Consider the following 26,882-nt stretch of genomic DNA (forward strand, 5'->3'; position numbering starts at 1 on the left):
AACGCGAAGGTTCTTAATTGTTGGGGAGTGCTTTTAGATGTATTATTTTTTACCACGGAGCGCTCAAAGATGATACACAGAGGAAGGGGAGAAGTAAAGTCCACGGTTAACAGTGCTTTATTTGTATTGACTGGGTCGATACCGGGCCGTTAACGGGAGGGTTGTTAATTGTTGGGCAGTGCTTTTTTAGATTTATTGTTTTTCACCACGGAGCGCGCAAAGATGATGCACAGAGGAGTAAGGGCGATGTAACGCACCTATTGTTAGTAGTGCTTTATTTGTGTTGACTGGATCAATACCCTTTTGAATCTCCTTTGTAGTAGCGGCTTTCGTGCGACGTGTAACGCCTTCACTTTTTATGGACAGGTATACAGCGTGTATTTTTTATTGCCTTCCGGATCTGCGGTGGTTATTGTCATTAACCTTTTGAAATGTCCGGAATGGTCTCGTTTCAACAGTACAATCCCGGTATTGAATTGCTCCAGGATGAAGGCAGTTGCTGCCTCCGGCGTTGCGCCACCCCAACCCTTGACCTGGTCGAACGCCTCGACGATCTGCGGCGGAAAGGTGGGTTGAAAGTAGACAACGCTGCCCTCTTCAGAGGGACGCCGGACACCTGGCCTTCTCGGATGATGTGCATTAAAGCGGGCCGCATCATCCCGGCTCTTCAGCGCCAGGGCGTACACTGTCTTTTGCGACGTTACGACAAAACGCTGGTAGGCGGTATCGCTCAATGCGCGGTCGATAAATCCGTAAATATCGCCGCTGGAAGGAGGAAGCGTGTTGGCATGACTATGTATATCGCCCCACTGGTTGTTAACGATGGGGGGCAATCCGGCATTGATGTTGCCTGTGGTTGCCTTTGACCTGATCGGTCGGTTGTGGATGTCTTTTCCGAAAGAAATTACATGTTCTTTACCATCTTTTGATGATGCATTGTAAATCTCTGCAACAGCGCTGTCAAACATGGCGCTGTTTGCCGATCGGGAAACGGCGAGGGACAGCATGCGCGTTGCTGCGCAGGAAGTAGCGGTATCATTATAGGCCACGGGTACTGGTAAAGGATCATTGCTGCCTTGCGGTAACCTATGGACGGGAGCGCAGGTGAGAAAGACCCATGTTACAAGACAGCTCACAATAGATATGGTCCGTGGAATGCAGTGTCGTATCTGTCTAATTGGTAAGCGTAACACGGGTCGGTGCGATGCTTTTTTGTATTACTTTAAAATCTTACTGACGGATTAGTTTTTCGTCGGTTTTAAAGATAGGATGATTTGTTGATCAACAAACAATCTGCTGTTTATACACAGAAAAGGTAATGGCAGTATCAGGCAAAAAAAATCCCTTCCGATAGAGGAAGGGATCCGTGTGTATTATTCGCCACCTTTTCCGTGGCATTGTTTATATTTCTTACCGCTGCCGCAGGGACAAGGATCATTTCTGCCGATCTTAGGTCCTACACGTACCGGCTCTTGTTTTACCGGTGGAGCGGAGGGATCAAAGTAATCGTTTTCGTTTGCAGCATAATCTTCACCTGCTGCATCGATCTGATCTTTGTTGGCGCTCAGCTGACTCAAATCAGTTTTTTCCTGCCGGCCTTCTTTGATCTGGTTACTTTGCTGTTGCTGATCAGGTAAATTGGCCTGTGTCAGGAAGGCAATAATGTCCTTGTTAAGATTGGTCGTCATATTGTTGAACAACTGGAACGCTTCCACCTTGTAGATGACCAACGGATCTTTCTGTTCCAGGTAGGCGGTCTGCACACTTTGCTTCAGGTCATCCATCGCGCGCAGGTGTTCCTTCCACGCATCATCGATTACTGCCAGGGTAATGGTCTTTTCCATGCTGGCTGTGAGCGCCTGTCCATTGGTTTCAACAGTTTTATCAAGTGGCGCCAGCACGTTGATCGCTTTGCGGCCATCAGTGAAAGGAACCACTACGTTTTCAATGTGGCTTCCCTGTGTAGCCCTGATATCTTTAAATACCGGCACGGCTTTTTTGCCAATGCTTTCGATATGTGCATTGTAGCTCTGGATCGCTTCAGCATATAATTTGTCTGCCAGCTTGCCTGCGTCCAGTGATTTGAACTGATCTTCGGTAGTGGTCGTGTCCATTCCGAAGTTCACGATGCACGCCAGCTTGAACCCTTCAAAATCTTCCTGTTCTTTATAAGAAGTGGCCAGGCTTTCTGCTACAATCGAGAAGGCATTATCAATATCCAGTGATAACCTTTCACCAAACAACGCGTGGTTTCTTTTTTCATACACCGCGTTCCTTTGTTTGTTCATCACGTCATCATACTCGAGTAACCTCTTACGGATACCGAAGTTGTTTTCCTCCACTTTCTTCTGAGCGCGCTGGATTGAGTTGCTGATCATGCTGTGCTGAATCACGTCGCCTTCTTTGTAACCCAGTTTATCCATCATACCGGCAATACGTTCGCTACCAAACATACGCATCAAATCATCTTCCAGAGACACATAGAACTGGGAACTACCCGGATCACCCTGACGGCCTGCACGACCCCTTAACTGGCGGTCTACGCGACGACTTTCGTGGCGCTCCGTACCGATGATGGCTAATCCCCCGGCTTCTTTCACGCCAGGGCCGAGCTTGATATCGGTACCACGACCTGCCATGTTGGTCGCGATCGTTACAGCGCCTGCCAAACCGGCTTCAGCAACCACGTTTGCTTCACGGGCGTGTTGTTTCGCGTTCAATACATTGTGCGGGATCTTCTTTTGTTGCAACATCCTGCCGAGTAATTCACTGATCTCCACCGATGTGGTACCTACCAGTACAGGGCGGCCTGCATTCCTCAATACTTCAATTTCGTCTATAACCGCTTTATACTTTTCACGCTTGGTCTTATACACCAGGTCCTGACGGTCATCCCTGATGATAGGCAGATTGGTAGGAATGGTAACCACATCCAGCTTGTAAATGCTCCATAGCTCACCTGCTTCTGTTTCGGCCGTACCGGTCATACCGGCCAGCTTATGATACATCCTGAAGAAGTTCTGCAACGTGATCGTTGCGTAAGTCTGTGTAGCCGCTTCGATCTTCACATTTTCTTTTGCTTCGAGCGCCTGGTGCAGACCATCACTGTAACGACGGCCTTCCATGATACGGCCCGTTTGCTCATCTACGATCTTGATCGCACCGTCGATCACGACGTATTCCACGTCTTTTTCAAACAGGGCATACGCTTTCAGTAACTGCTGAACAGAGTGAATGCGGTCTGCTTTCTGAGAGTAGTCGTTCAGGATTAATTCTTTCTGCCTTAATTTTTCTTCGGCGCTGGCGTCGCTGTTTTCGATATCAGCAAGAGTGACGCTGATATCCGGCAGTACGAAGAACTCGGGGTCTTCGCCTGATTTGGTGATGGTTCCTAAACCTTTTTCGGTAAGATCAACTGATTTATTTTTTTCATCGATTCTGAACAACAGCTCTTCATCAATGATGTGCATATTGCGTTCCTGATCCTGCAGGTAATAATTTTCAGCTTTTTGCAGTTTTACTTTGATGCCCGGCTCACTTAAGAATTTAATAAGCGGATTGTATTTAGGCAAGCCTCTGAAAGCGCGGTACAGGTGAAGTCCTCCCGTTTTAGGATCGTCTTCTCCTTTTTCAATGAGTTTTTTCGCTTCGTTCAATGCTGCTCTTACAATCTTTTCCTGCTCCTGGAACAGCTGATGTACCCGGGGTTTGTGAATATGATATTGCTGATCATCGGCTTTGTCTACAGGACCGCTAATGATCAATGGCGTACGCGCATCATCGATCAGTACGCTATCCACCTCATCGACCATGGCAAAATGGTGCTTGCGCTGTACCATCTCATCAGCGGTGTGTACCATGTTATCCCGGAGATAATCGAAACCGAATTCATTGTTGGTACCGTAAGTGATATCGGCCAGGTAAGCATTTCTTCTTGCTGCTGTATTCGGTTGGTGTTTGTCGATACAGTCCACGCGCAGCCCCAACCATTCGAATACCGGTCCGTTCCATTCCTGGTCACGACGGGCCAGGTAATCGTTCACTGTTACAATATGTACACCTTCGCCAGCCAGCGCATTGAGGTAGGCGGGCAGGGTAGATACCAGGGTTTTACCTTCACCTGTTGCCATTTCGGCAATTTTACCGCTGTGTAACACGGCACCACCAATCAGCTGCACGTCGTAATGTACCATGTTCCAGGTCACTTTGCCACCGGCGGCGGTCCAGGTATTGTTGAAGATGGCATTATCGCCGTCGATCGTGATGTACTCGCTTTTTACACTCAGCTCTCTGTCCAGGTCCGTTGCTTTTGAAACGATTTGCCCGTTGTCCTTAAACCTTCTGGCGGTTTCTTTCATCACCGCGAAAGCTTCCGGCATTATCTCTTCGAGGATCTTTTCGATCTCTTTATCGCGGTCTTTCTTTAGCTCGTCTACCTGTTTGTAGATATTATCTTTTTCAAGTAACGCATCGTGCGAAAGCCCGTCTGCCCTGGCTTTCAGGTTGTCGATCTCCTCGTCAATCTTGCTGAGGTGTTCTTTGATACGGCTCCTGAATTCCTGTGTTTTATGGCGCAGCTCATCATTAGTTAATGACTGATACTGCGTGAAAAAACCGTTCACCTTTTCGATAACGGGTTGAAGTTTTTTGGTATCCTTTTCAGACTTACTGCCACCAAAAATTTTCGATAAAAAACCAAACATGATGATATATTAATTATTTAAATGCTTTAAAAAGACAAAAACAGTCAAAAACAGTGCTACATCAAATAAAAGACATTTTGACAGGGTCGCAAAGATAAGAAAAATAGCCTGGACGGCGAGAGGTGCTTTAAGGACTGCCCAACTTTTTCCTATTAGAAAATAGTTAGTTATTTATTATTAAATAATTAAATTTGATGGCAATTTTTACACACCATGACTGCCAAAGCTAACTACTATATCGTCGTCTTATACCGGCTAACGATTGTTTTGTTCCTGTTTTTTCTATGCCGGCTGCTATTTTACGCACTGAATCATAACCTGTTTGCCGATATCCAGGCGGATCAATGGCCATTGATCCTGAAAGGTGGTATGCGATTCGACATTGCTGCGATGTTTTATTTTAATATATTGGTCGTCGCCATGATGCTGCTGCCTTTCCCGGCCCGCTGGCGGAATAGCCCCGGATATCGTAAAGCGACTAACATTGTCTTTTATGTGTGCAACGGGCTGGCTATAGCCCTCAATTGTATTGACTTTATTTACTACCGGTTTACCTTGCGCAGAACTACGGTCGCTGTGTTGTCCGAATTCAGGCACGAGGAGCATATCGGGCAATTAGTAGTATCCTTTGTTGTTGATTTCTGGTATGTGGTCCTCATTTTCGGATTGCTTCTGGGGCTAATGATCTTTCTGTATAAGCGTATAGAAGCCAGGCCAATTCACGGGCCCAACCGGCTGCTATATTATGGGTATGCAACTTTGATTTTGATGGTGATGACCGCGCTTACGGTAATCAGTATCAGGGGCGGCTACAGACCGGGTATCAGACCGATCACTATCAGTAATGCCGGAGATTACGTCCATAATCCGTGTGACATCAACCTGGTCTTGAACACCCCCTTCACGTTTATTCGCACCATGAAAGTTCAGGGACTTAAAAAGATGGATTATTATACCGATGAAGAATTGCCCTCTGTTTATACACCTCTACACTTGCCGGACAATAGGAGTGATTTTAATAAAAAGAATATTGTACTTATCATCCTGGAAAGTTTTGGTAAGGAAGCTGTGGGCTTTTATAACCGCGATTTGGATGGCGGCACTTATAAAGGATTCACTCCCTTCCTGGATTCCCTTGCGGGACAGAGTAAAGTCTTTTGGAATTCTTTTGCCAATGGGAGAAAGTCTATTGATGCGATTCCCTCATGTATTGCGGGTATTCCAAGCGGTGCGGATCCTTTCGTACTAACGCCTTACGTCTCTGATACAATCGGCAGCCTGGGACATATATTGAAGAACGAGGGGTATCATACTTCTTTTTTTCATGGCGCGCCCAATGGATCGATGGGTTTTTCGGCCATCCTGAAGTTGTTAGGTATCGAGTATTATTACGGAAAGACGGAGTTTAACAATGATGCGGAAAACTATGGCGTGTGGGGTATATGGGACGAGCCGTTCTTACAATATTTTGCCAACACACTGGGCAGTTTTAAACAGCCTTTTTTTAGCACGGTTTTTACCTTGTCGTCGCATCACCCGTTTAAGATTCCGGCCAAATACGAGGGGATATTTAAAAAAGGTGCCTTACCTGTGTTTGAATGCATCAGCTATACGGACATGGCGCTGCAAAAGTTTTTTGAAAACGCTAAAAGTCAACCCTGGTTTAATAATACGCTGTTTGTAATAACCGCAGACCATGCAACGGTGACCCATCATGCGGAGTACCAAAATGCGTGGGGAGATTTCGCGATTCCAATCTTACTATACGCGCCTGGCGACAGCGCGATGAGAGGGATTGAGCAAGGAACTATTCAGCAAATCGACATCATGCCTACCATCTTGGGTTATCTAAATTATAATAAACCTTTCCTGGCTTATGGAAATAATGTATTAGACAGCGCGAAGCAGAAAGAGGCTTTTGCATTTCAGCAATCCGGTGAGTATCGATGGTTTCAGGGAGATTATGCGTTATTTTCAGATGGCCATACCATTAAAGGACTATTTAATTATAAAAGAGACCGATCTTTCAAACATGATCTGAAAGATCGGTCGGCGGTCGCTCCACAGCTCCATCGCCGGTTAACCGCCTTTATTCAACAATACAATAACCGGCTGATAGAAAACCGGTTGACCGTGCAGCGATAAACTGGCTTATTGAATTGTCACCGTATAAAAGGCGCTGGCAAAATTTCCTGAGAAGGTGCGGTTCCTGATGGAGAACAATAATTTATAAGTACCAGGCTTTTCAGGCGTTTTCAAGCGAATCGCAATCGACCGCTTTTCAAAAGGGGCCAGTGCCTCGCCCGCGATAGGGTACGTTTCCTCAGCATTAATAAAGTCTGATTTGGCTATGAAAAAAGCATAATCGATCTCCAGCGGGTTGTACATGTTAATGGCTTTAGCGGATCGGTTTTCCAAAAGGATCGTAACCGGGTATACGGTTTCCGGTTGCATCGTTTCCGGTAGTTGTAAAGGTTTTATCTTCAGCGTGTTCACACAGGTAAACGCTTCGACGGGATATAGCTTTCCGGGGTTGTATTTCGTGTCAATATAGATCAGGCTGGAATCTTTTTCATTGGTCATTTGATAATGCCAGGCGTTTTGTCCCGCCAGCAGGCAATCGTCTTCCAGGTTAAAATTAGTCTTCCTGTAACTTTTGGTATTGTAGTCAATAGCGACAGCGTCAGGATAGTAGTACGTGTACAACGATGGCAACACATAAGAGTTCTCAAATATCACCGGCGTATTCCCTACTTTATCGCGGAGGGTCTGCGCCCACTGCTTTCCGTAGAAGAACGGATAATAATGCCGGATCAGGGTAAAGGGAGAGTTGGGAACGATAAATAAAATTCTGGCCAGCAGAATAATGGAGATGTTGGCAATGGCGAATTTTTTGAAAAGCCGCTGATACCGCTCATTTCCGTTATTGATCAGCGTCATGAACAACGTGATGAACGAGGGCACGGCAATCAGCGTCCAATGGGCTTCAACGGTGTTTTTAAACGAAGAGATCAAAAAGAAGATCAGCGTGCCGGCAAAAATAAACAGGTGGCTTCTGAGCAGCTGGTCTTTTATTTTCAACCGGTAACAAGTAGCGTAAAAAAGCAGGGACACAAAGGGGCCGAAGACCAGTATCTGTCCGAGGAGATAGTCTGTCGTGTAGTTAATTCTGTAATGCCTTGCCAACCGCTCATTGAGATGATAGCGGAAGCTGGGCCAGTCGTGCGTGTATTGCCAATGCAGATGGGGCAGGAACAGCAGGGTCGTGATCAACACCGTCAGCCAGAAGTAGCGGTTGAGCAGGATCCTGATATTGGATAGCACGACAAACCCGATGAGTAAAATTCCGTGATATTTACTGTAAAACATTCCCGTGATGCAGAGTGCCATCAGCAGGCTGTTTGCAATACTTCTTTTATTTAGATAGCTTTTATAGGCCAAAAGAAACAGCGAGGCGAAGAAAAGCAACGGCGCATCAGGCGTCGTGATAAAGCTATAGACGTTGAGCAGCAGGGTAGAAGCACATAACAGAATATACCATCTGATATTTTTTAAATAGTCCGGAAGCGCTTTGTAGATAATTCCAACGGATAGCGTCGTGATAATGACAGTGCCCAGCCGCGTGAACAAAGAGCCATGCCCCAGGCTTTCTCCCAGGCGGATGAGCAGGGCAACCATCGGTGGATGATCAAAATAGCTCCAATCTATTTTTTGGGAAAGGTGCCAGTAGTAAGCCTCGTCTCCCTCGAGGCCCAGGAAGTAGGCCTGCAGCGCGTTAATGATAAACCAGCCCAGCATTAAACCAAGTAATAACTTGTTATCTTTCTCAGGGTTGGACACCGGTTTTTCGATTAATGTTGTACTCATATCAGGCGCTTTTTACATGCAGTTTCATCAAAGAACCGCAAAAGTCTTCAATTTGCGGCTACATTTGCAAAAAAATTGAGATGGCTAAAAAACCAGCGGACAGTTTAGTAATTATGACAGAGCTTGTGTTACCCAATGATACCAACGTGTTTGGCAATCTGATGGGTGGCAGGCTTATGTATTGGATGGATATTGCCGCAGCCCTTGCAGCACAGAAACACAGCAATGCACCTGTAGTAACCGCTTCAGTGGATAATCTTTCTTTTATGAACTCTATCAAACTGGGCAACGCCGTGCATATTGAAGCACGCGTTACCAGGGCGTTCAATTCATCGATGGAGGTTTATTTAAATGTTTGGGGTGAAGACCTGGTGGCACAAAATAAGTATCAGAGCAATACGGCTTATTACACTTTTGTTGCTTTGGATAAAGACGGGAAACCCACGCCCGCAGCGGACCTGGAGCCGGAGACGGATGAGGATATTGAATTATTTAATGGTGCTCTGCGCCGCCGTCAGGTGCGGTTGATTTTAGGCGGAAAGATGAAGCCAGGCGACGCTAAAGAGTTGAAAGCTTTGTTTGAGAAGGGGTAAAATTTATAATCGTCCATGGCCCGTTATTAACGGACCATGGACGACCGACTATATTTCGCTCATGAGCTTCCTGATATAAGCCGCATGCTTTTCGCTCACCGGTACTACCGGCAAACGGGCATCCAGGCTGCATAAGCCCATTTCGTTTAAATATTGTTTGATGCCCGCGGGGCTACCTTCAGTAAATAAGGAAGCTATAATATCAGTAAACTTCAGGTGCTGTGGAAGCGCCTCTTCAAATTTTCCAGCCAGGCAAAGACGGATCATGTCGCTGAATGCTTTAGGGTAGGCATTAGCTACAACAGAGATGACGCCTTTCGCTCCGAGAGCGATCATTGGTAGCGCAATAGGATCGTCGCCGCTGATCAGCATAAAATCGGCCGGCTTGTGCTTCATGATATAATTAAATTGCTCAAAGCTGCCTGATGCTTCTTTGGTGGCAATAATATTCCTGCAATCTTTTGCAATGCGAACGGTTGTTTCTGCGCTCACGCTCTGACCCGTTCTTCCGGGCACATTGTACATGATGATCGGCAAAGGCGCTGCATCGTTGATGGTCTTGTAGTGTTGATACAAGCCTTCCTGGCCGGGTTTATTATAGTAAGGAGCGACAGAAAGAATAGCGTCATAACCCGCAAGGTCCATTGTTTTAAAGGCTTCCACTACTTCGCGTGTATCGTTGCCGCCAATGCCTGCAACGAGTGGTACACGGCCGGCCGTTTTTTCTTTCACAAAGTTGAACAGTGTTTGCTCTTCTTCTCTGGTCAGGGTGGCGCTTTCGCCTGTAGTACCCGCAACGACGAGGTATTCTACGTTATTGTCGATCCAGAAATTGATCAGACGCTCCAATGCAGGCCAATCGAAGTCTCCGCTGGCGTTGAACGGCGTCACGATCGCGATACCGGTTCCTGTAAGTTTTTGTTGTAGAGACATGGAAAATTTATGATTTGAAATTTTTTATTTCTGATTTGTTGCTCATGGACAATAGTCGATACAGAATCGACGATGAGATATGTTCCGCAGTACAAGAGTGCGACGCCCGCCCGAACGGAAGTTCACCCGGGCGGGCAAGACTGATGCTATGTACTATATTGTTCGGACAATAAAAATACTGTCAACTATCAACCATCATCTGTCAACTTTTGCTACGCTTCTTCCCAGAAGCCCATTTTGCTGAACTTTTCGATGCGCGCTTCCACCCGCTTGTCGGGTTTCATGCCTTTGATCTCATCAAGTCCTGCCAGTATTTGTTTCTTCAGATTTTGGGCAGCCACTTCATAATCCCAATGGGCTCCGCCATCAGGCTCGGGGATAATACCGTCTATGAGGCCAAACCCTTTCATTTTGGTAGATGTAAGTTTTAATTGCTCGGCAGCTTTCATTTTATAATCCCAGCTGCGCCATAAGATGGTGCTGCAGTTTTCGGGAGAGATCACCGTGTACCAGGTGTTCTCCATCATGTACACCCGATCGCCTACACCGATGCCCAATGCACCGCCGCTGGCTCCTTCGCCAATAATCACGCAGATCACCGGCACTTTAAGCCGCATCATTTCATAAATATTGCGCGCAATGGCCTCGCCCTGCCCGCGTTCTTCGGCTTCCAGGCCGGGATAGGCTCCGGGCGTATCTATCAATGTGATAATCGGCTTGTTGAACTTTTCGGCCAGCTTCATCAGGCGGAGCGCTTTGCGGTATCCTTCAGGATTGGCCATTCCGAAATTCCGGAGCTGGCGTTTCTTCGTGTTGGATCCTTTTTGCTGACCGATGATCATGACGGTCTGGCCGTCCAGCGATGCAAAACCACCCACCATCGCTTTATCGTCTTTGATATTACGGTCGCCATACAATTCCACATAATTTTCCGTCATCAGCTCGATGTACTTATGGGTATAAGGCCGGTCCGGATGACGGCTCAGTTGCACGCGCTGCCAATCAGTGAGATTATGGGTAATGGTCTTGCGGGTTTCGTCTACTTTATTCTGAAGTTGTGCTATCTGACCACTTAAATCAATATCAGTCTTTCTTTCGCGTTCAGTCGTCAACTCAATTTCATCTATCAAATCTTTGATCGGCTTCTCGAAATCAAGAAACTGCCTGTTTACAACTTGTGGCATAGTGAAATGCTTTTTTAATGAGGCGGCTAAATTAATGATTATTTAGGGAATGAGGATGCGTTACTGAGCTCAAATATGGAAAAGTTCAACGGGCGGCAGCGATAGCGTCACCAGCTTCACTTTAGAGGCAGGATCTGGTCTGATGATAACCGGTTTTTCGCCTCCCCGGTGTCGGCTTAAAAATTTTTTTGTATGATATTTTTTTGTTATATTACGTAGGCTATCGATTTTTTACAATCAAACTAACGAGTTAACGATGAAAAATATACTGTTTATTTCAAGCCTGATCTTAATTGTTGTGTCTATTGTGATTGCTGTTCAGCATCCCGACTCAGGCCGGATGAGCATGATCGCGGGCGGTATCATCGCATTAGGATTTTTATTGAATGTGATTGCATTCAGTATTTACAGCCGGACCAGGGAATGAGTTGCTCTTGAATCATCAAACCCTATGTTGTTGTTATCTGATCTGTCCGTCTCCCTGTAATATCCACTTTTCAGTTACCAGTTTTTCCAATGCAAACGGTCCGCGAGCGTGGAGCTTTTGTGTAGAAATGCCTATTTCTGCGCCGAGCCCAAACTCCTCACCATCCGTAAAGCGGGTGGAAGCATTGGTGTAAACCGCAGCAGCGTCCACTTCAGCAATAAAGCGTTCGCAGGCTTTTTTATTTTTTGAAACGATTGCCTCAGAATGCCTGGTGGAGTAACGGGAAATATGGTCCAGCGCCTCGTTCATGTTCTTTACAATTTTAACCGCACATTTCAATGACAGGAATTCCCGGCCAAAATCAGCAGCACTTGCTTTGCTAAGAAGAGGATAACCTTTTAACTGCTTGTAAGATGCTGCGTCAGCAAAGATCTCTACGCCGTGAGATTCCAGTTGGGGTGCGAGCTTGTCCAGGAAAGTGGGGGCAACAGCTTCATCGACGAGAATGGCGTCGACGGCATTGCAAACCGAAGGGCGGCTTACTTTTGCATTGACCACAATGTTCACCGCTTTTTTAAGGTCAGCGGATTGCTCTACGTAAATATGGCATACACCGGCTCCGGTCTCAATGACCGGCACCAGGCTATTCTGGCGCACAAAGCTGATCAACCCCTCCGAACCGCGCGGAATCAATACATCAATATATTTAGTGGCGGTAAACATTTCCTGTACGATCTCCCTTTGCGGAGGCAGAAGCGTCACAGTGTGAGCTTCCAGGCCGAAGGTTTTCAGTGCTTTCTGGATGATGCCGATGGACACTTTGTTCGTATGCTGCGCGTCGCTGCTGCCTTTTAATACGCAGGCATTACGACTCCGCAGGCAAAGCGCCGCGATATCATAAGTTACATTGGGCCGGCTTTCATAAATAGCGCCTACCACGCCCAGCGACACGGTCACTTTTCGCAAATGGATGCCGTTGGGCAGGGTTCTTTCTGCCAGTAGCTGTCCGGTTGGATCCGGGAGGGTCGCTATATTTTTGATGGCCCGCGCAATGCCCTGCAAGCGCTCGGAATTCAGCATCAGGCGGTCGTTTTTAGGATCGTCAGCCTCTTTGGCCGCCAGGTCCTTACGGTTGGCTTTTAAGATAAGCGGCTCATTTGCGAGGATCCCATCAGCAATAGCGTGTAATAATTGCCTGAGTTTTTTTTCAGGCAATTGCTGTAGACCGATCTTCGCTTTATTAACTTTTTCCAGTGTGTTTTGTAATGACATGATTATTGCGACTATTAAATAGTAATTAAGATATAACCGTGCTGAGGAACAGCTGTAGTATTATAACAATACAATATCGTTGGCATGTGCCGCCAGGACATTTTTCTCTTTCAGTTTCCGTTTCAGATCGCCGCTGCCCAGTTTGGTTTTGGCAACGCCTATGATGGCTTCGTTGTCATTCATCAGCTGTACCACTTCACCAATGGCGAAGCTACCATTAATCTCAGCAATGCCGACGGTTAGTAAACTTTTACGTTCCGTAACAGCTTTGACCGCGCCTTTATCCAGCCGGATGCTTCCCAGGGTAATTGAGCCGCTGGCCAGCCATTTCTGCCGGTTCTTAAGATTGGATCTTTTTGCGTGGAAGCAGGTTCCCGCTTTTTTATTCAATGCATCACTGATAGGCGCTGCCGATTTTAGTCCGCACATGATGACGTTGATGCCCAGGTTCGTAGCGAGCCTTGTAAACGTTAACTTGGACAACATGCCACCGAGGCCAAACTCTGACTTTTCCTCTTTCTTAACCAAAGACAATACTTCCTTATCAATTTCCCGTACTTCGGGAATGATCTTTTTTTCATTGTCCAGGAAGCCACCCACGGAAGTGCATAATACCAGGGTCTCTGCATCGAACGCAATTGCTAAAAGTGTCGCCAGCTCATCATTGTCGGAGAATTTCAATTCCTGGTCGCTGATCACGTCGTTCTCATTGACGACCGGGATGATATTGTGGGACCAGAAAGTCATAAAGGTATCGCGGAGCTGAAGAAACTGTTTGCGATTGCTGAAGTGAGCGCGTTCGCATAAGGCCTGGGCCACCGTGAGCCCGCTTTTCTGAAAGTAATTCCGGTACAGCTGGATGAGGATCGGGTTGCCGATGGCGGCGGCTACTTTCCGTTGCAATAAAGTTCCCTTGTAGTCTTCAATAAATTTTTTTCCGCTACTTACGGCGCCACTGCTGACCAGCACGATCTTGTAGCTTTTAGAAAGATCGCTAACATCCCGGACGATCTTCCGGATGACCGCCTGGTTGATATTTCCATTGGCATTTGTGATTACTGCTGAGCCTAATTTGACTACTAAAACCTTTTGGGACATAATTGTGTTGGACGATGGTTATGTTAAGCAAAGTCAGGCTGTTTTTAGTACGCCTGGATCAATACCTCTGAAGGAATACGCAGTTTCTCGCTCAGGTTCCTGATCATTTCCAGCGAAAGCTTTCTCTTTCTGTTGAGAATTTCGCTTGCGCGGCTTTTTTGACCTACTAAATCAGCTAAGTCATTTTGAGTATAATCCATTTGTTCCATTCTGAATTTAATAGCTTCAATCGGGTCAGGCATGTCGATAGGAAAATGTTCATCTTCGTATTTTTCAATTAAAATTCCCAGGATCTCAAGTTCATCTCCCTCCTTAGTTCCTTCCTTCGCATCAAAGATATGCTCAAGCCGTTCCAAAGCTTGTGCATAATCTTTTTCAGTTTTTATGGGTTTTAATTTCATCCGTATATGTTTATTTTCGGGTCGAATAAGACTCCGCATGAAGCTGTCCTGTGCGCGGAAAACTGATTATGCCTCATCATTCTACATATTATTTGCGTCGATCTTATCATACTCAGTATGTGTACCAATAAAACGAATCCATATAATCCGGTATTCAAAATTGATGCGCACAATGAGGCGATATTTGTTGCCTTTTATATTGAAGCACATGCGTGCGTCGGTAAGAATGCTTGCGTTGGGATAGCTCTCTTTTAAATTGTTTAAGTTGCCCCATGTCGCCTTCCTGGCTTCACTATACCATGCTTTTAGTTGTTGCTCGCAGTCGGGATGACGCTCCCAAAAATCCCGCAATACTTTTTTAGCAATAACTCTCAAATTAAAAGCATTAGGGCTTAAAGATAAAGATTAGTTCCCGTTCTGGGAATTCTTTTTAGAACAGACACCGGTGCTATCGTTCCAGTAACTTCTCCAGCACATAATGTGTAATAGGACAGAACTCACTGTTTTTAAGTGTCAGGTTCGGTCGTTTGATGAGAACGTCCTCATCGGTATAAGGAAAGCGTGCGCAATCGGAAGGGCGTTCGTCGTAGATCTTGCAGGTATTGTCTTCTTCCAGGAAGGGGCAGGGTGAAGCTTTCACGACAAAATCTCCGTCTTCGTCCACGCGGAGATAGGTGTCGATAAACACACTTTCTTTCATACCCAGGTATTTTGAAATGCGCTTGACATCTGGCGTTTTGAAGCGGGGAGAGTAGTTCTTGCAGCAGTTGGCGCAGGAGAGGCAATCTATTTTTTCAAAAGCTTCCTCATGCAAACCCGGCAATTGCTTCAACACCTTATTCTTATCAGTTCTTTTCAGGAACTGCTGGTATTGCTTGCGATGTTCTTTGGATTTCTTTTCCCAGTTATGTAATATCTCTTTGGTCATGTAGGGCTCTTGTCGGATCAAACTCTTCTTGTTGACGCATCTGGTGGCTGGTCTGCCGGCTGCCGTTATGGCTCCAGCCGGGAGGCCCAAAGATATAACCCAGTTTTTGGCGGAGCGTCAGGCCGCGCTGCCGAAGGTCTTTGAAAATATTGATCCATTCATAAAATACGATATTAAAAGCATCTTCTTTTTCAATAGGCGTGGTCAGGCCATACCTGATGGGTTGGTAAGCTTCGGCCGGAAGCTCTTTTTGAAAGGTGCCAAACAGCTTGTCCCATACAATGAGCAACATGCCCATATTTTTATCCAGGTATTTGGGATTGGAGCCATGATGTACGCGGTGATGGGATGGCGTGACCAGGATATGTTCCAGGAATCCCAGCTTTCCTACTTTTTCCGTGTGGATCAGGATGCCCCAGATCTGCGTTGCTGAATAGACAAAGGCAATATCCAGCGGATGGAACCCGAACCATGCCAGCGGGATAAAATATACAAAGCGGTAAAGCGGCTCCATTACGGACGACCGGAAACCCACGGTCAGATTGAATTTTGGCGAGGAATGATGCGTGAAATGTGTGGCCCAGAACAAGCGGCATTCATGATCCACCCGATGCAGCCAATAATACATAAAGTCTTCAAAAAGAACCAACAACAGCCAGTATAGCCACGGTGTTGCTATAGGATCCACTACGCGATGGTTGTAAAAAAATAACAAAATGACGCCGATGTAGATGGAACGGAACAACAGGTCGATGCCGCTGTTGAGCAACATCAGGTAAATGTTCTGTACGGTATCTTTAAACGTGTAGGCGTTTTGTTTACGCAAATGGCTCAAAAGTATTTCCAGGCCGATTACAATGATATATAACGGGGTCGTAAGCAGCAGCAGTAAACTCTCTCTGGCAGATTGCATAGCAACTGCAAAGATAAATGGATAACCAGAACGCTCCATCATCGATCCGTCAGCTCCGAACAAAACAATTTATACACATGTTATTTGTGTACAATCGTGTGCGCAGAAAAGGCTGGCGAATTACCATTACCTTTGCGCATCCAAAAAATTTAATTTCTACCACACTATGAGTATCTTGGAGCTCCAATCTAAAGAGTTTTCGAAAAGACATATTGGTCCCGATGAACCCGAAACGAAGAAGATGTTGCACGAAACAGGTTTTAATAACCTGGACAGCCTGATCGAGAAAACCGTTCCGCAGGGAATCAGAATGAAAAATGCCCTGAAAATACCCCGGGCGATGAGTGAAAACGAATACCTGCGCCACATAAAAAGTGTTTCTCTTAAAAACAAGATCTTCAAAAACTACATCGGACAGGGATATTACGGTACGATCACGCCTTCAGTGATATTGAGAAATATTTTTGAGAATCCGGGATGGTACACGCAATACACGCCCTACCAGGCGGAAATATCGCAGGGACGCCTGGAGAGCTTACTTAATTATCAGACCCTGGTTAGCGATCTGACAGGGTTACCGCTGGCCAATGCTTCTCTGCTGGATGAGGCAACTGCCGCTGCGGAAGCTATGGCCATGTTCTTCAATATGAAAAACAGGCAGGATCAGATCGACCGGCCTAAGTTTTTCCTGGACACTCAGACCTTCCCTCAGACAAAGGACGTGATCTACACGCGGGCAACACCGTTTGGCATTGAGATCGTAGAAGGCGATTATAAAACGGCCGTCATCGACGAGACCTATTTTGGCGCCCTGATCCAGTATCCCAATAACATCGGAAGTGTGGAGGATTATAGCGGGTTCATTAAAAATGTTCAGGCGGCCGGTGCCTTCGTGGCTATGGCAACCGATCTGTTAGCGTTAACATTGCTGACACCGCCCGGTGAGCTGGGTGCAGATGTAGCCATTGGCTCGGCGCAACGGTTGGGCGTGCCACTGGGGTATGGCGGACCGCATGCAGCTTTTATGGCCGCTAAAGATGATTTCAAGCGGGTCCTGCCGGGCCGGATCATCGGTATCAGTGTAGACGCCCAGGGCAACCGGGCGCTGCGGATGGCTTTACAGACCAGGGAACAACATATTAAAAGAGAAAAAGCTACTTCCAATATTTGTACAGCACAAGCCCTGCTGGCCAATATGGCGGCGATGTACGCCGTGTACCACGGTCCCAAAGGCTTGAAAGCCATCGCGGAAAGGATAGCGGTGTATGCTCAAACGGTAGCGGCAGAAGTGGAAGCCAGAGGCTTTGAACTTGTTGCCGACAGCTTCTTTGATACCCTTGTGGTAAAAGCTAAGAACGTAGTTGACATCCGTGCAAAAGCCGAAAGCCAGAAAATTAATTTCCGGTATATTGGCAATGATCTGATCGGGATCTCGATCGATGAAACGATCATCGTAGAAGATCTCTTCGACATCATCAATTGTTTTGAAAACGATACCAATCCGGTGTCCTTCGATATCAGCGATGATGAAGGCATGTACCGGATCCCCGAACAGCTGGTAAGGACCTCATCTTACCTGACCCATCCGGTATTTAATACGCATCACAGCGAAAGCCAGATGATGCGGTATATTAAATACCTGGAGAATAAAGACCTCTCCCTGAATACATCGATGATCTCGCTGGGAAGCTGTACCATGAAACTGAATGCAGCTACACAGATGATGCCCTTGAGCTGGTCTCACTGGGCGAGCATCCATCCTTTTGTTCCTGCAGAACAGGCGGGCGGATACAAAGAGCTGGTGGATCAACTCAGTGCTTACCTCTGTGAGATCACTGCTTTTGATGCTTGCAGTCTTCAGCCTAACAGTGGTGCGCAGGGCGAATATGCCGGGTTGCTCACCATCAAAGCTTATCATGAAGCACAAGGCAATCCGCACCGGAACGTCATGCTGATCCCGATCTCCGCACACGGCACCAATCCTGCATCTGCAGTAATGGCCGGCATGAAAGTAGTAGTGGTGAAAGCGCTCGAAAACGGGTATATCGATGTGGAAGACCTGCGGGCGAAAGCGGTTCAGCATGCGGATAACCTGGCGGGTATTATGATCACCTATCCGAGCACTTACGGTGTGTACGAAGAGACCGTACGTGAGATCAACCAGATCGTGCATGATCATGGCGGACAGGTATACATGGATGGGGCCAATATGAATGCACAGGTGGGGCTGACAGCTCCGGGTCTGATCGGCGCTGACGTTTGTCACCTCAACCTGCACAAAACATTCGCCATCCCTCACGGCGGTGGTGGCCCCGGCATGGGACCTATCTGCGTGAAGTCGCATCTGGCTAAACATCTTCCCGGACACGTTTTTGGTAATGAGAACGGGCACCGGAACGCAGTGTCAGCCGCACCTTTTGGTTCGGCATCTATCCTGCTTATTTCTTATGCTTATATCAGGATGCTGGGCGCTGAAGGAGTGAAACTGGCTACGGAATACGCTATTCTCAATGCCAATTACATGCGCTCAAGACTGGCTCCTCATTTTGATATTCTTTATACGAACGACAATGGGTTGTGTGCGCATGAATTTATCGTTGATTTAAGACCTTTTAAAAAGACGGCGCAGGTAGAAGCAGAAGATGTGGCTAAAAGGTTGATGGACTATGGCTTTCACGCGCCAACGATGAGTTTCCCTGTAGCGGGAACCATTATGATCGAGCCTACAGAAAGTGAAGATAAAGCCGAGCTGGATCGTTTCTGTGATGCGCTGATCAGCATCCGGGAGGAGATCAGGGCGATCGAGAACGGTACGGCTGATGTGAAGGATAACCCGCTCAAAAACGCGCCACATACCCAACAGGTGGTGACAGCGAATGAGTGGAGCCACAACTATAGCAGGCAAGAGGCTGCGTTCCCGCTTTCTTATGTCAGTCTGAACAAGTTCTGGCCTTCTGTTGCGAGGGTGAACAATACAGTAGGAGACAGGAATCTGATCTGTACCTGTGAGCCCACTGAAATGTACGCAGAAGCATAACCAGATTTCAGCAAAGAATGAAATATTAAAGCCGGTTCTTCAAAGGAACCGGCTTTTGAATGTCTTTGAGCTTCGTTATTTTATTTTTTCTCAATTGAGATGGTGAAAGCTTTATTCGCCTCGTTAAAGCATGAGTTTAAAATGGTAGCTGCCGGCGCTTTAAATTCCAGTGTGGCTCCCGATGACGTGTTATAGTTTAAATAATCAAAGAGTTCATCTTTGCTGGCGTTGCTCGTATTCACGCCACCATCTGCGTCGATGGCATAGAACTTAGACAGCGTATACTTTTCGCTTAACAAGCGATCGAAATAATAAAAGGTGTTCTTAAAAGTGCCGTGACTGCCGACGGATGATCGGATCAGAACTTTGTTGATCATGCCATCCTTTCCGATGATCTCGCAGGTGAAATTGGGGTTTGGAGATTCCCGGTCTAATAAAGGCAAAACCGCCTTTTCTATTCCTGCCGAATCACTCAGTGTCACATTTCTTCCAGCAGCAAGGGTGATCACACTGGTATAAGGTTGGCCAACAAGCGCGACCATTTGTTCAATCTGTAAAGGGGCTGGTTCCTTAACTTCTGCCGTTACATCCGACTTTCCACAAGACGTCAGTAGCGCAACCGCTGCGGCAGTGATGAGTGATAGCCATTTTTTCATTCTTTCAATTTTTGTGTTCGGAGCCGGGGTGATTCGAACGTGTTTTCAGGTTAAATGCAGCTGGCAGGATATCATTAGCATCGAAGTAAGGTATCATGCCTGTTTATTGATTTTCAATCTATCCAATAAGTCTGGCTGTCTGCCAAAGATAACCAAGGCAAACAGACTCAGCAAATTTTGGTACTGCAAATTTTGATCCAAAACAAGTTATAAACGATTTTGGATATTTTTTAACCATTTTTCGGATAAAAAGTGAAACTTTTGCTCGTCAAATTTTAATTTTATTAATGCAAATCTCCTTATGAACCATTTTGTTCCTGCAATATTGCAATTAAATGGCTGGTAGCATTGAGATGGACATTGCCCTTAAACCTGCTCAAATGCGGGCTTAACAATTTAATGAAGTTAGAAGCATTACAAACATCTGATATTTCGACAATGGCGACATTACTCGGCTGCGACGAAGCAGTAATCAGGACCCTCATAGACGTAGAAGGTTGTTCCGACAGTTTCCTGGAAAGCTCCGAACCGCTGATCTGGTTCCACAGGGACATTTTTTCCAAGCACACACGTGGCGTTTTTGATGAGATAGCCCCCGACATTTCACATCGCGAAGGCGGCGGCTATGGCGATCGCGAGGCGCAGCATGAAAGGCTTCACAAGGCCATTCTTTTAAATAAAGATGCGGCGTTAATGGCGACCAGCTGGGGTAAATTTCAGTTAATGGGATATAATTATGCGCTTGCAGGATTCGCCACGTTACAGGAATTTGTAAGCGCTATGTACGACAACGAAGCCAGGCAGTTAAAGGCTTTCGTCACTTATCTCATCAACCTGTCTTTAGATCAGGATCTGAAAAACCTGGATTGGCAGGCGTTTGCGGTTAAGTATCCTCCGGTAAAGGACCGGGAAGCCTATGCCCACAGGTTGGCGCAGACCTATGCCAGATACAGGCAGGCCTCCTAAAGCCGGCAGGTCATCAGGCGATGTCAAATTCCCAGGCGGTCCGGTAGTTACCGTTTTTCTCAATGTATTCCAGGAGTGACTGGTAAAAGGGATCAATACCGATCGTGGCGCTGTCGCCGATAATGATCAATTGTTCCTTTGCCCGGGTAATGGCTACGTTCATTCTCCGGTAATCTTTCAGAAAACCTATTTCGCATGAGTCGTTGCTGCGTACCAGCGAAAGCAGGATGATCGCATTTTCCTGTCCCTGGAAACTATCGATCGTGCTGGCCCGCATACCGGCCGGCAACACTTCTTTCGCCATCGTGACCTGTCCGGAATACGGCGAAATAAAGGCCATATCTGATACCGGCCATTCTTCTGATTGCAACAACTGCGTTATAATGGAAAGTTCGCCTTTGTTCTGCAAGCTCACTCCGTCCGGTCCGTGCGTTTCATTGAATCCCGATCCCGCCGTATCAATGAAAGTGATATGCGGAGCCGCATTGGACAGGTGTTTTGCTGACTGCAGCAATCCGTTATAAAAATAGCTGCTGCTAAACCCTGCAATGACGGGCTTCATGCGATACTGGGTATTCAGTAAGTTCACACTGTCGCAGTGGTCGACCGCGATTTCGAGGATGGACCGGTTAAGGCCTTTTTGAGCAGCAACGGGACTAATGACGGTGGGCGGCAGCTGCAGGTGATCTCCCGCGAGGACGATCTTGTCCGCCAGCGGAAAAAGGCACCAGGCCAAAGGTTCAATACATTGCCCGGCTTCATCAATGATCACCTGATCAAAAGGCGTTTTGTGGAGACCGGCATCATAAAGCCCGATGGGCGTTCCGGCAATCACACGGGCTTCCTCGAAGAGCTTCTCTTCATTGTACTGGCGCAGTTGTTTGATCTCTGCCCGGATGTTTTTTACCTCTTTAAATAACAGGCTTCTTTGTTCCCGCTCGGCCTTTCCAAAACTTCGTTTGTACTTTAAAGCCATCCGCCTGAAATCATCGGCCCTCAATCGTAATTGGCGGATCTCCTTATTGAATTTGCTGTTGTTCAATTTTCCTTCCGGCGTATGCGCAAAAATTTCCTTGTCCGTCTTGTCCGCATTTCCTACACGCAGCAACGGGATGCCTTTGGCCAGCAGTCCTTTACAGATATTGTCAACCGCGGCGTTGCTCGGAGCCGCTAACACGATCCTTTCACCGCGCTGCACCAGCTGTTGTATCGCTTCGATAAGCGTGGTGGTTTTACCTGTGCCAGGCGGTCCGTGAACGATAGTCATATCGTCGCATTCGAGGATGGATGCCACCGCCTGCTGCTGGCTTTCATTCAGAGATTTATTGAAGAGCTGTTTTGGCGGCTTAAGCTGAGGCGCCGGTGTGGCAACGTTTTCAGGGCCATGCAGCTTTTCAAATAAAGAAAACAAGCGCTTATCTTTTTCAAGAGCTGCCAGCACCTTCTTCATAATTTCGGTGGTTCTGGTATCCGGTGCCAGTTTGATCCCTACACCCTCATCTTCTATCCATTCCGGGAAGTCGGGTGCAAACAAACGGAATTCGCCAGACCGGCCTTCCAGTTGCAGTAGCATCCCTTTGACAGGCTCTTCATCATGTTTAAAACATTCAATCGCTGCGCCGTCTCTGAACAAATGGGTTTCCGCCGGATACTTTAGCCGGAAGCTGATTTCAGGGTAGTCCGCATATCCAAAGGTTTTCCGGGTGATCGTCAGCGGATGCAGCGCGAGCCCGTCGGCCTTTAGTGATCTAAGCGTGTGTGCCTGATCCAGTTGGTACCGCGCCGCCTGTTCTTTCTCTTCGAGATCAATACATTGTATCAGGTTTTGTATATAAGAATGCATGAATAAGGTCTGATAAATTTGAGCGCAATGTAATTTTTTTTGCTGAGGAGCAAAGAAAGGGAAGTGTCGACCTGTTGAAGTGCAATAAAAAAGCCATGTAGCTGATTGCTACATGGCCTTTTGTCGGGATGACTAGATTCGAACTAGCGACCACACGCCCCCCAGACGTGTACTCTAACCGGGCTGAGCTACATCCCGAACCGGCTTCCGGATGTTTGTCCGGAAGGGATGCAAATGTATATAAAACCTGCACAATTTTCAAATTTCGAAATGGCAAATTTCAAATCGCATTGCCTTATCTTCGCAACTTAATGAACATCATCATTAAGAAGGCCAGGATCATCGACCCCACATCGCCTCACAACGGTCAAATTACTGATATACACATTACGAACGGTACCATCGTTTCCATCGGAAAAGATATTGCAGCCAAAGGCGCCCAAAGCGTTGAGGTAAAAGGGTTGCATGTTTCTCCGGGATGGATAGACCTGTTCAGCGACTTTGCCGACCCGGGTTACGAATACCGGGAGACTTTGGAAACGGGTGCCCGTGCTGCCGCAGCAGGAGGGTATACCGATGTTTGCGTGGTGCCCAATACCAGGCCCGCGATCGATCAGAAGTCGGTGGTGGAGTACGTCGTACAAAAAGCCAGGCAATTGCCCGTGAGCATTCATCCGCTTGGCAGCATCACCCGCGGCGCGGAGGGAAAGGAGCTGGCGGAAATGTACGATATGAAACTCAGCGGCGCAGTGGCTTTCAGTGACGGCAAGGCTTCTTTGCAATCTGCCGGTATACTGGTAAAGGCCTTGCAATATGTCAAATCTTTTGACGGCGTACTGATCCAGGTGCCTGACGATAAGACGATCAGCCCTAATGGCCTGATGAACGAAGGGATTACCTCCACCCGGATGGGTTTAGCCGGCCGTCCTGAAATTGCCGAAGAGATCGCAGTTGCTTCTAATATTAAGCTGGCGGCTTATGCGGAGTCCAAATTGCACCTTACCGGCATCAGCACTGAAAACTCTTTAAAGCTGGTAAAAGAAGCCAAGCAAAAAAAGGTTGGCGTGAGCTGTTCAGCAGCGCCGTATCATCTATATTTCTGCGATGAGGACGTGACGACCTACGATTCGAATCTAAAAGTGAACCCGCCCATCCGGAATAAGAAAGACCGCAAAGCCCTGCAGAAAGCGGTGTCAGACGGTTTGATCGATTGTATCGCTTCTCATCACATCCCCCAGGACAAAGACCACAAAGTGGTGGAGTTTGAATATGCCAAAAATGGTATGATCGGGTTGCAAACCAGTTATGCTATATTGAACACGGTGTTGCCGGAAGTGCCCCAGGAGCGGTGGGTAGAGCTGCTGGCGATCAATCCCCGGCGCATTTTGAACCTGCCGGTTCCCTCGATTGCTGAAGGCGAGGAAGCTTCACTGACCCTGTTCCTGCCCAAAGAAACATGGACCCTGGAAGCCGGGGCCATTGCCTCGCTCAGCAAGAATGCCCCCTTTGTCGGGAAAACCTTTACGGGTAAGCCTTTGGGGATTTATCATAAAAATACTTTGACGCTGCATCAATGATCATTGGCGGCTCACATTCGCTTTGAAACAGGGTTATGATATCCGCAAAAGGCGGCCCTGTTCCGACTAAAAATAATCGCAGCCAGGCTGCAAAATGAAAAATTACGGATGAAACTATCATCAACAATAAAAGGGCTGATCACCGGCTTGCTTATGGTAGCGGTGGGAATGCTGTTTTACATCAATAACGTGGATGAACAGTCACCAGCCAATTATGCGGGATATTTAATCTATGGTTTGGGTATTGTATGGACTATTACTGCTTTTGTTCGTACACGCCCGGACACCTTGACGTTCGGCAGTTTATTCAACCAGGGATTTCGCTGTTTCGTGGTGGTGACGTTGATCATGGCGCTATTTACCCTGATTTTCTATAAGGCCAACAGCAGCATTGTGGAGGAGAAAGCAGCGCTTACCAAACAAGAGCTGCTGAGAACGGAGAAAAACAGAACTCCCCAGGAAATTGATGCTATGGTAGAAAGCGGCAAAAAGAACTTCGCTGTGCTGGCGGCTTCCGCGGCCATTTTCCAGTATTTATTTATCGGTACGATTGTGACCATGGCAACGGCCGGGTCTTTATATTTGCGTAACAAAAAATCATAATGGACATTTCAGTTGTTATACCGCTTTTGAATGAGGAAGAATCTTTGCCGGAGCTGTCACAGTGGATCGGGCGGGTGATGTCGGATAACAATTTTGCCTATGAGATCATTTTTGTAGATGATGGCAGCACGGATAATTCCTGGAAGGTGATACAAAATTTGCGTGCGCAAAACAGCAATATCAAAGCCATCAAGTTTCAACGGAACTACGGGAAATCTGCTGCGCTGAACGAAGCCTTCCGTGCCGCGCAGGGTGAGGTGGTGATCACCATGGATGCAGATTTGCAGGACAGCCCTGATGAAATTCCCGAGCTGCGCCGGATGATCATCGAAGACCGCTACGACCTGGTAAGCGGCTGGAAGAAGAAACGTTACGATAACGCGCTGACTAAAAATATTCCATCTAAATTCTTTAACGCGGTCACCAGCAAGGTGTCTAAAATCAAATTGCATGATTTTAACTGCGGGCTTAAATCTTACAGCAAAAAAGTAGTAAAGAGCATCGAAGTCTATGGCGAAATGCACCGTTATATCCCTGTGATTGCCAAGTGGGCAGGATTCAAAAGAATCGGGGAGAAGGTGGTGGAGCACCGCAAACGAAAGTATGGCGTCACCAAGTTTGGCTGGGATCGCTTCATCAACGGGTTCCTGGACCTGATGTCGATCACTTTTGTAGGGAAGTTTTCTAAAAGACCGATGCATTTCTTTGGCTTGTGGGGCATGATGTTTTTCCTGGTAGGGTTTATCACTTCCATCGTGTTGATCGTCTCCAAGATCATCGATCCGGGCTATGCCATTACCAACAGGCCTACGTTCTACATTGCGTTGACGACTATAATCATCGGGGTGCAATTATTCCTCGCAGGATTTCTCAGCGAGCTGGTATCGCGCAATGCGTCGAACCGCAATTCTTATCTTATTGAAGACAAGGTGGGCCTGAGCTGATAGTTAGCAGTCACGTTTTTTCTAAAGAGATCTTTTTTGTATAGTTGAAGCCGGATAAATAACCGATGATGTGAAGGGATCGCGCCTACGGCACTCAACGATGATGAGACTATCAACCTGCTTTAGCACGGTTTTATACAACATTTGCGAACCTGCGGTTTGCTCCGGTCCGTTTCGGGATGGTTATCATTTCAGATACGTTTGCGCCGGGTCTTCATGAATTTCGTTGTAGTCAAATTATTTGACTAACTTTAGACGGATATCCAACATCATGATCAAACCTTGTTTCTTCCATGAAAATCAATAAACTGGCGCTTATAAGTCTCCTGCTTCTCTGCAGTCATTCTTTGCTGGCACAACTCCGTGCCAAAGAGGGGAAGGGGTATTTTAACATCACTAACATCGCGGAACCTCAATATCTTCAATCGCTGGATTCGACCAACCTGACCTACGCAAGCGCGTATGTAAAAACGATGGGGTATTCACTAAGCACCATCAACGGTGTGTTCCTGAATCCGCATCTTTCTATCGGGCTTGGCGTGGGGCTTCAATTCACTCGTTATAAAGCTTATGAAGCTTCTTTCACGCCTGATAGCAGCTTTACGGGCGGATATTTCAGCGATAGCCATAGCATGACCTTGCTGCCCGTTTTTGCTGACTTCCGGTATTACCCCAACGGAACCAGGAACAGTTGGATGCTGCTTTTGAACGTAGGATATGCACCCTTATTAAAAATCGCAAATGATTTTGACAAGTCCAATCTGAATGGCGGAGCCTTAGTGAAAGTGGGCGCTGCTTACCGGGTGCCGCTGAATGAGACAATCTCCTTTTTGCCATCGGTGAACCTGAACGCGCAACGTTTCGGAGACAACACCGGCCTCGGTGGAAATATCGGAATCGGCTTTATGTTTTGATAAGTGCGGACAAGAGTTTGAAC

22 protein-coding genes and 1 tRNA gene are annotated in these 26,882 nt (G+C 46.9%); 9 read left to right on the forward strand and 14 right to left on the reverse strand.

Annotation, left to right across the window (positions count from 1 at the left end):
* Positions 1-356: 356 nt before the first annotated feature.
* Together ACU37H_RS16650 and secA are read right to left on the reverse strand one after the other, a co-directional pair.
* Complete coding sequence (locus tag ACU37H_RS16650; protein ID WP_472704990.1) at positions 357-1,049, reverse strand: hypothetical protein; 693 nt, start codon at positions 1,047-1,049, stop codon at positions 357-359.
* 324 nt (positions 1,050-1,373) lie between these two features.
* Positions 1,374-4,703, reverse strand: coding sequence for a preprotein translocase subunit SecA (gene secA / locus ACU37H_RS16655; RefSeq protein WP_472704988.1), 3,330 nt, complete (start codon positions 4,701-4,703; stop codon positions 1,374-1,376).
* 213 nt (positions 4,704-4,916) lie between these two features.
* Between secA and ACU37H_RS16660 the strand changes: the two genes are divergently transcribed.
* Positions 4,917-6,848, forward strand: coding sequence for an LTA synthase family protein (locus ACU37H_RS16660; RefSeq protein ID WP_472704986.1), 1,932 nt, complete (start codon positions 4,917-4,919; stop codon positions 6,846-6,848).
* 6 nt (positions 6,849-6,854) lie between these two features.
* Here the strand turns inward: ACU37H_RS16660 and ACU37H_RS16665 are convergent, their stop codons facing one another.
* Positions 6,855-8,570, reverse strand: coding sequence for an ArnT family glycosyltransferase (locus ACU37H_RS16665; RefSeq protein ID WP_472704984.1), 1,716 nt, complete (start codon positions 8,568-8,570; stop codon positions 6,855-6,857).
* Between the two features lie 80 nt (positions 8,571-8,650).
* On the opposite strand from ACU37H_RS16665, the gene ACU37H_RS16670 reads away from it, so the two are divergent.
* Positions 8,651-9,163 (forward strand): acyl-CoA thioesterase, encoded by a 513-nt coding sequence (locus tag ACU37H_RS16670; RefSeq protein WP_472704982.1) that lies wholly within the window; start codon positions 8,651-8,653, stop codon positions 9,161-9,163.
* A 48-nt stretch (positions 9,164-9,211) separates the two neighbouring features.
* On the opposite strand, the gene dapA is transcribed toward ACU37H_RS16670, so the two are convergent.
* Together dapA and ACU37H_RS16680 are read right to left on the reverse strand one after the other, a co-directional pair.
* Positions 9,212-10,096: a 4-hydroxy-tetrahydrodipicolinate synthase gene (gene dapA, locus ACU37H_RS16675; RefSeq protein ID WP_472704980.1), complete on the reverse strand. Its 885-nt coding sequence runs from the start codon at positions 10,094-10,096 to the stop codon at positions 9,212-9,214.
* Between the two features lie 212 nt (positions 10,097-10,308).
* Positions 10,309-11,280, reverse strand: a complete 972-nt coding sequence (locus tag ACU37H_RS16680) for an acetyl-CoA carboxylase carboxyltransferase subunit alpha (RefSeq protein ID WP_472704978.1) — start codon at positions 11,278-11,280, stop codon at positions 10,309-10,311.
* A gap of 256 nt (positions 11,281-11,536) precedes the next feature.
* Here ACU37H_RS16680 and ACU37H_RS16685 point away from each other — a divergent pair, with 256 nt between their 5' ends.
* Positions 11,537-11,707, forward strand: a complete 171-nt coding sequence (locus tag ACU37H_RS16685; protein ID WP_472704976.1) for a hypothetical protein — start codon at positions 11,537-11,539, stop codon at positions 11,705-11,707.
* 33 nt (positions 11,708-11,740) lie between these two features.
* Here ACU37H_RS16685 and ACU37H_RS16690 read toward each other — a convergent pair whose 3' ends face one another.
* The 6 genes from ACU37H_RS16690 to ACU37H_RS16715 form a co-directional block, all read right to left on the reverse strand.
* Complete coding sequence (locus ACU37H_RS16690) at positions 11,741-12,979, reverse strand: glutamate-5-semialdehyde dehydrogenase (protein ID WP_472704974.1); 1,239 nt, start codon at positions 12,977-12,979, stop codon at positions 11,741-11,743.
* Positions 12,980-13,039: 60 nt separating this feature from the next.
* Positions 13,040-14,077, reverse strand: coding sequence for a glutamate 5-kinase (gene proB, locus ACU37H_RS16695; protein WP_472704972.1), 1,038 nt, complete (start codon positions 14,075-14,077; stop codon positions 13,040-13,042).
* 44 nt (positions 14,078-14,121) lie between these two features.
* Complete coding sequence (locus tag ACU37H_RS16700) at positions 14,122-14,478, reverse strand: helix-turn-helix domain-containing protein (protein WP_472704970.1); 357 nt, start codon at positions 14,476-14,478, stop codon at positions 14,122-14,124.
* 81 nt (positions 14,479-14,559) lie between these two features.
* Positions 14,560-14,853: a type II toxin-antitoxin system HigB family toxin gene (locus tag ACU37H_RS16705; RefSeq protein WP_472704968.1), complete on the reverse strand. Its 294-nt coding sequence runs from the start codon at positions 14,851-14,853 to the stop codon at positions 14,560-14,562.
* A gap of 73 nt (positions 14,854-14,926) precedes the next feature.
* Complete coding sequence (locus ACU37H_RS16710; protein ID WP_472704966.1) at positions 14,927-15,406, reverse strand: YkgJ family cysteine cluster protein; 480 nt, start codon at positions 15,404-15,406, stop codon at positions 14,927-14,929.
* Positions 15,384-16,319 (reverse strand): sterol desaturase family protein, encoded by a 936-nt coding sequence (locus tag ACU37H_RS16715; RefSeq protein ID WP_472704964.1) that lies wholly within the window; start codon positions 16,317-16,319, stop codon positions 15,384-15,386. The genes ACU37H_RS16710 and ACU37H_RS16715 overlap by 23 nt, the downstream gene beginning before the upstream one ends.
* Before the next feature lie 166 nt (positions 16,320-16,485).
* On the opposite strand from ACU37H_RS16715, the gene gcvP reads away from it, so the two are divergent.
* Positions 16,486-19,356 (forward strand): aminomethyl-transferring glycine dehydrogenase, encoded by a 2,871-nt coding sequence (gene gcvP, locus ACU37H_RS16720; protein WP_472704962.1) that lies wholly within the window; start codon positions 16,486-16,488, stop codon positions 19,354-19,356.
* An 80-nt stretch (positions 19,357-19,436) separates the two neighbouring features.
* On the opposite strand, the gene ACU37H_RS16725 is transcribed toward gcvP, so the two are convergent.
* Entirely contained in the window at positions 19,437-20,012 is a 576-nt protein-coding gene (locus ACU37H_RS16725; protein WP_472704960.1) for a hypothetical protein, read from the reverse strand.
* A 438-nt stretch (positions 20,013-20,450) separates the two neighbouring features.
* Here ACU37H_RS16725 and ACU37H_RS16730 point away from each other — a divergent pair, with 438 nt between their 5' ends.
* Entirely contained in the window at positions 20,451-20,978 is a 528-nt protein-coding gene (locus ACU37H_RS16730; RefSeq protein WP_472704958.1) for an N-acetylmuramidase domain-containing protein, read from the forward strand.
* A gap of 13 nt (positions 20,979-20,991) precedes the next feature.
* Here ACU37H_RS16730 and ACU37H_RS16735 read toward each other — a convergent pair whose 3' ends face one another.
* Together ACU37H_RS16735 and ACU37H_RS16740 are read right to left on the reverse strand one after the other, a co-directional pair.
* On the reverse strand, positions 20,992-22,821 hold the full coding sequence (locus ACU37H_RS16735; RefSeq protein ID WP_472704956.1) for an AAA domain-containing protein: 1,830 nt from the start codon (positions 22,819-22,821) through the stop codon (positions 20,992-20,994).
* A gap of 123 nt (positions 22,822-22,944) precedes the next feature.
* Positions 22,945-23,019 (reverse strand) — tRNA-Pro (locus ACU37H_RS16740).
* 113 nt (positions 23,020-23,132) lie between these two features.
* Here ACU37H_RS16740 and ACU37H_RS16745 point away from each other — a divergent pair.
* The 4 genes from ACU37H_RS16745 (at position 23,133) to ACU37H_RS16760 (ending at position 26,859) form a co-directional block, all read left to right on the forward strand.
* Complete coding sequence (locus ACU37H_RS16745) at positions 23,133-24,398, forward strand: dihydroorotase (protein WP_472704954.1); 1,266 nt, start codon at positions 23,133-23,135, stop codon at positions 24,396-24,398.
* Between the two features lie 108 nt (positions 24,399-24,506).
* The gene (locus ACU37H_RS16750; RefSeq protein ID WP_472704952.1) at positions 24,507-25,001 is read left to right on the forward strand and encodes a DUF4199 domain-containing protein; all 495 of its coding nucleotides are present in this window, start codon (positions 24,507-24,509) and stop codon (positions 24,999-25,001) included.
* Positions 25,001-25,945, forward strand: coding sequence for a glycosyltransferase family 2 protein (locus ACU37H_RS16755; RefSeq protein WP_472704950.1), 945 nt, complete (start codon positions 25,001-25,003; stop codon positions 25,943-25,945). The genes ACU37H_RS16750 and ACU37H_RS16755 overlap by 1 nt, the downstream gene beginning before the upstream one ends.
* 293 nt (positions 25,946-26,238) lie before the next feature.
* On the forward strand, positions 26,239-26,859 hold the full coding sequence (locus ACU37H_RS16760; RefSeq protein ID WP_472704948.1) for a hypothetical protein: 621 nt from the start codon (positions 26,239-26,241) through the stop codon (positions 26,857-26,859).
* The last annotated feature ends 23 nt before the right edge of the window (positions 26,860-26,882 follow it).

This window comes from Niabella sp. ZPM-14, from assembly GCF_055693045.2.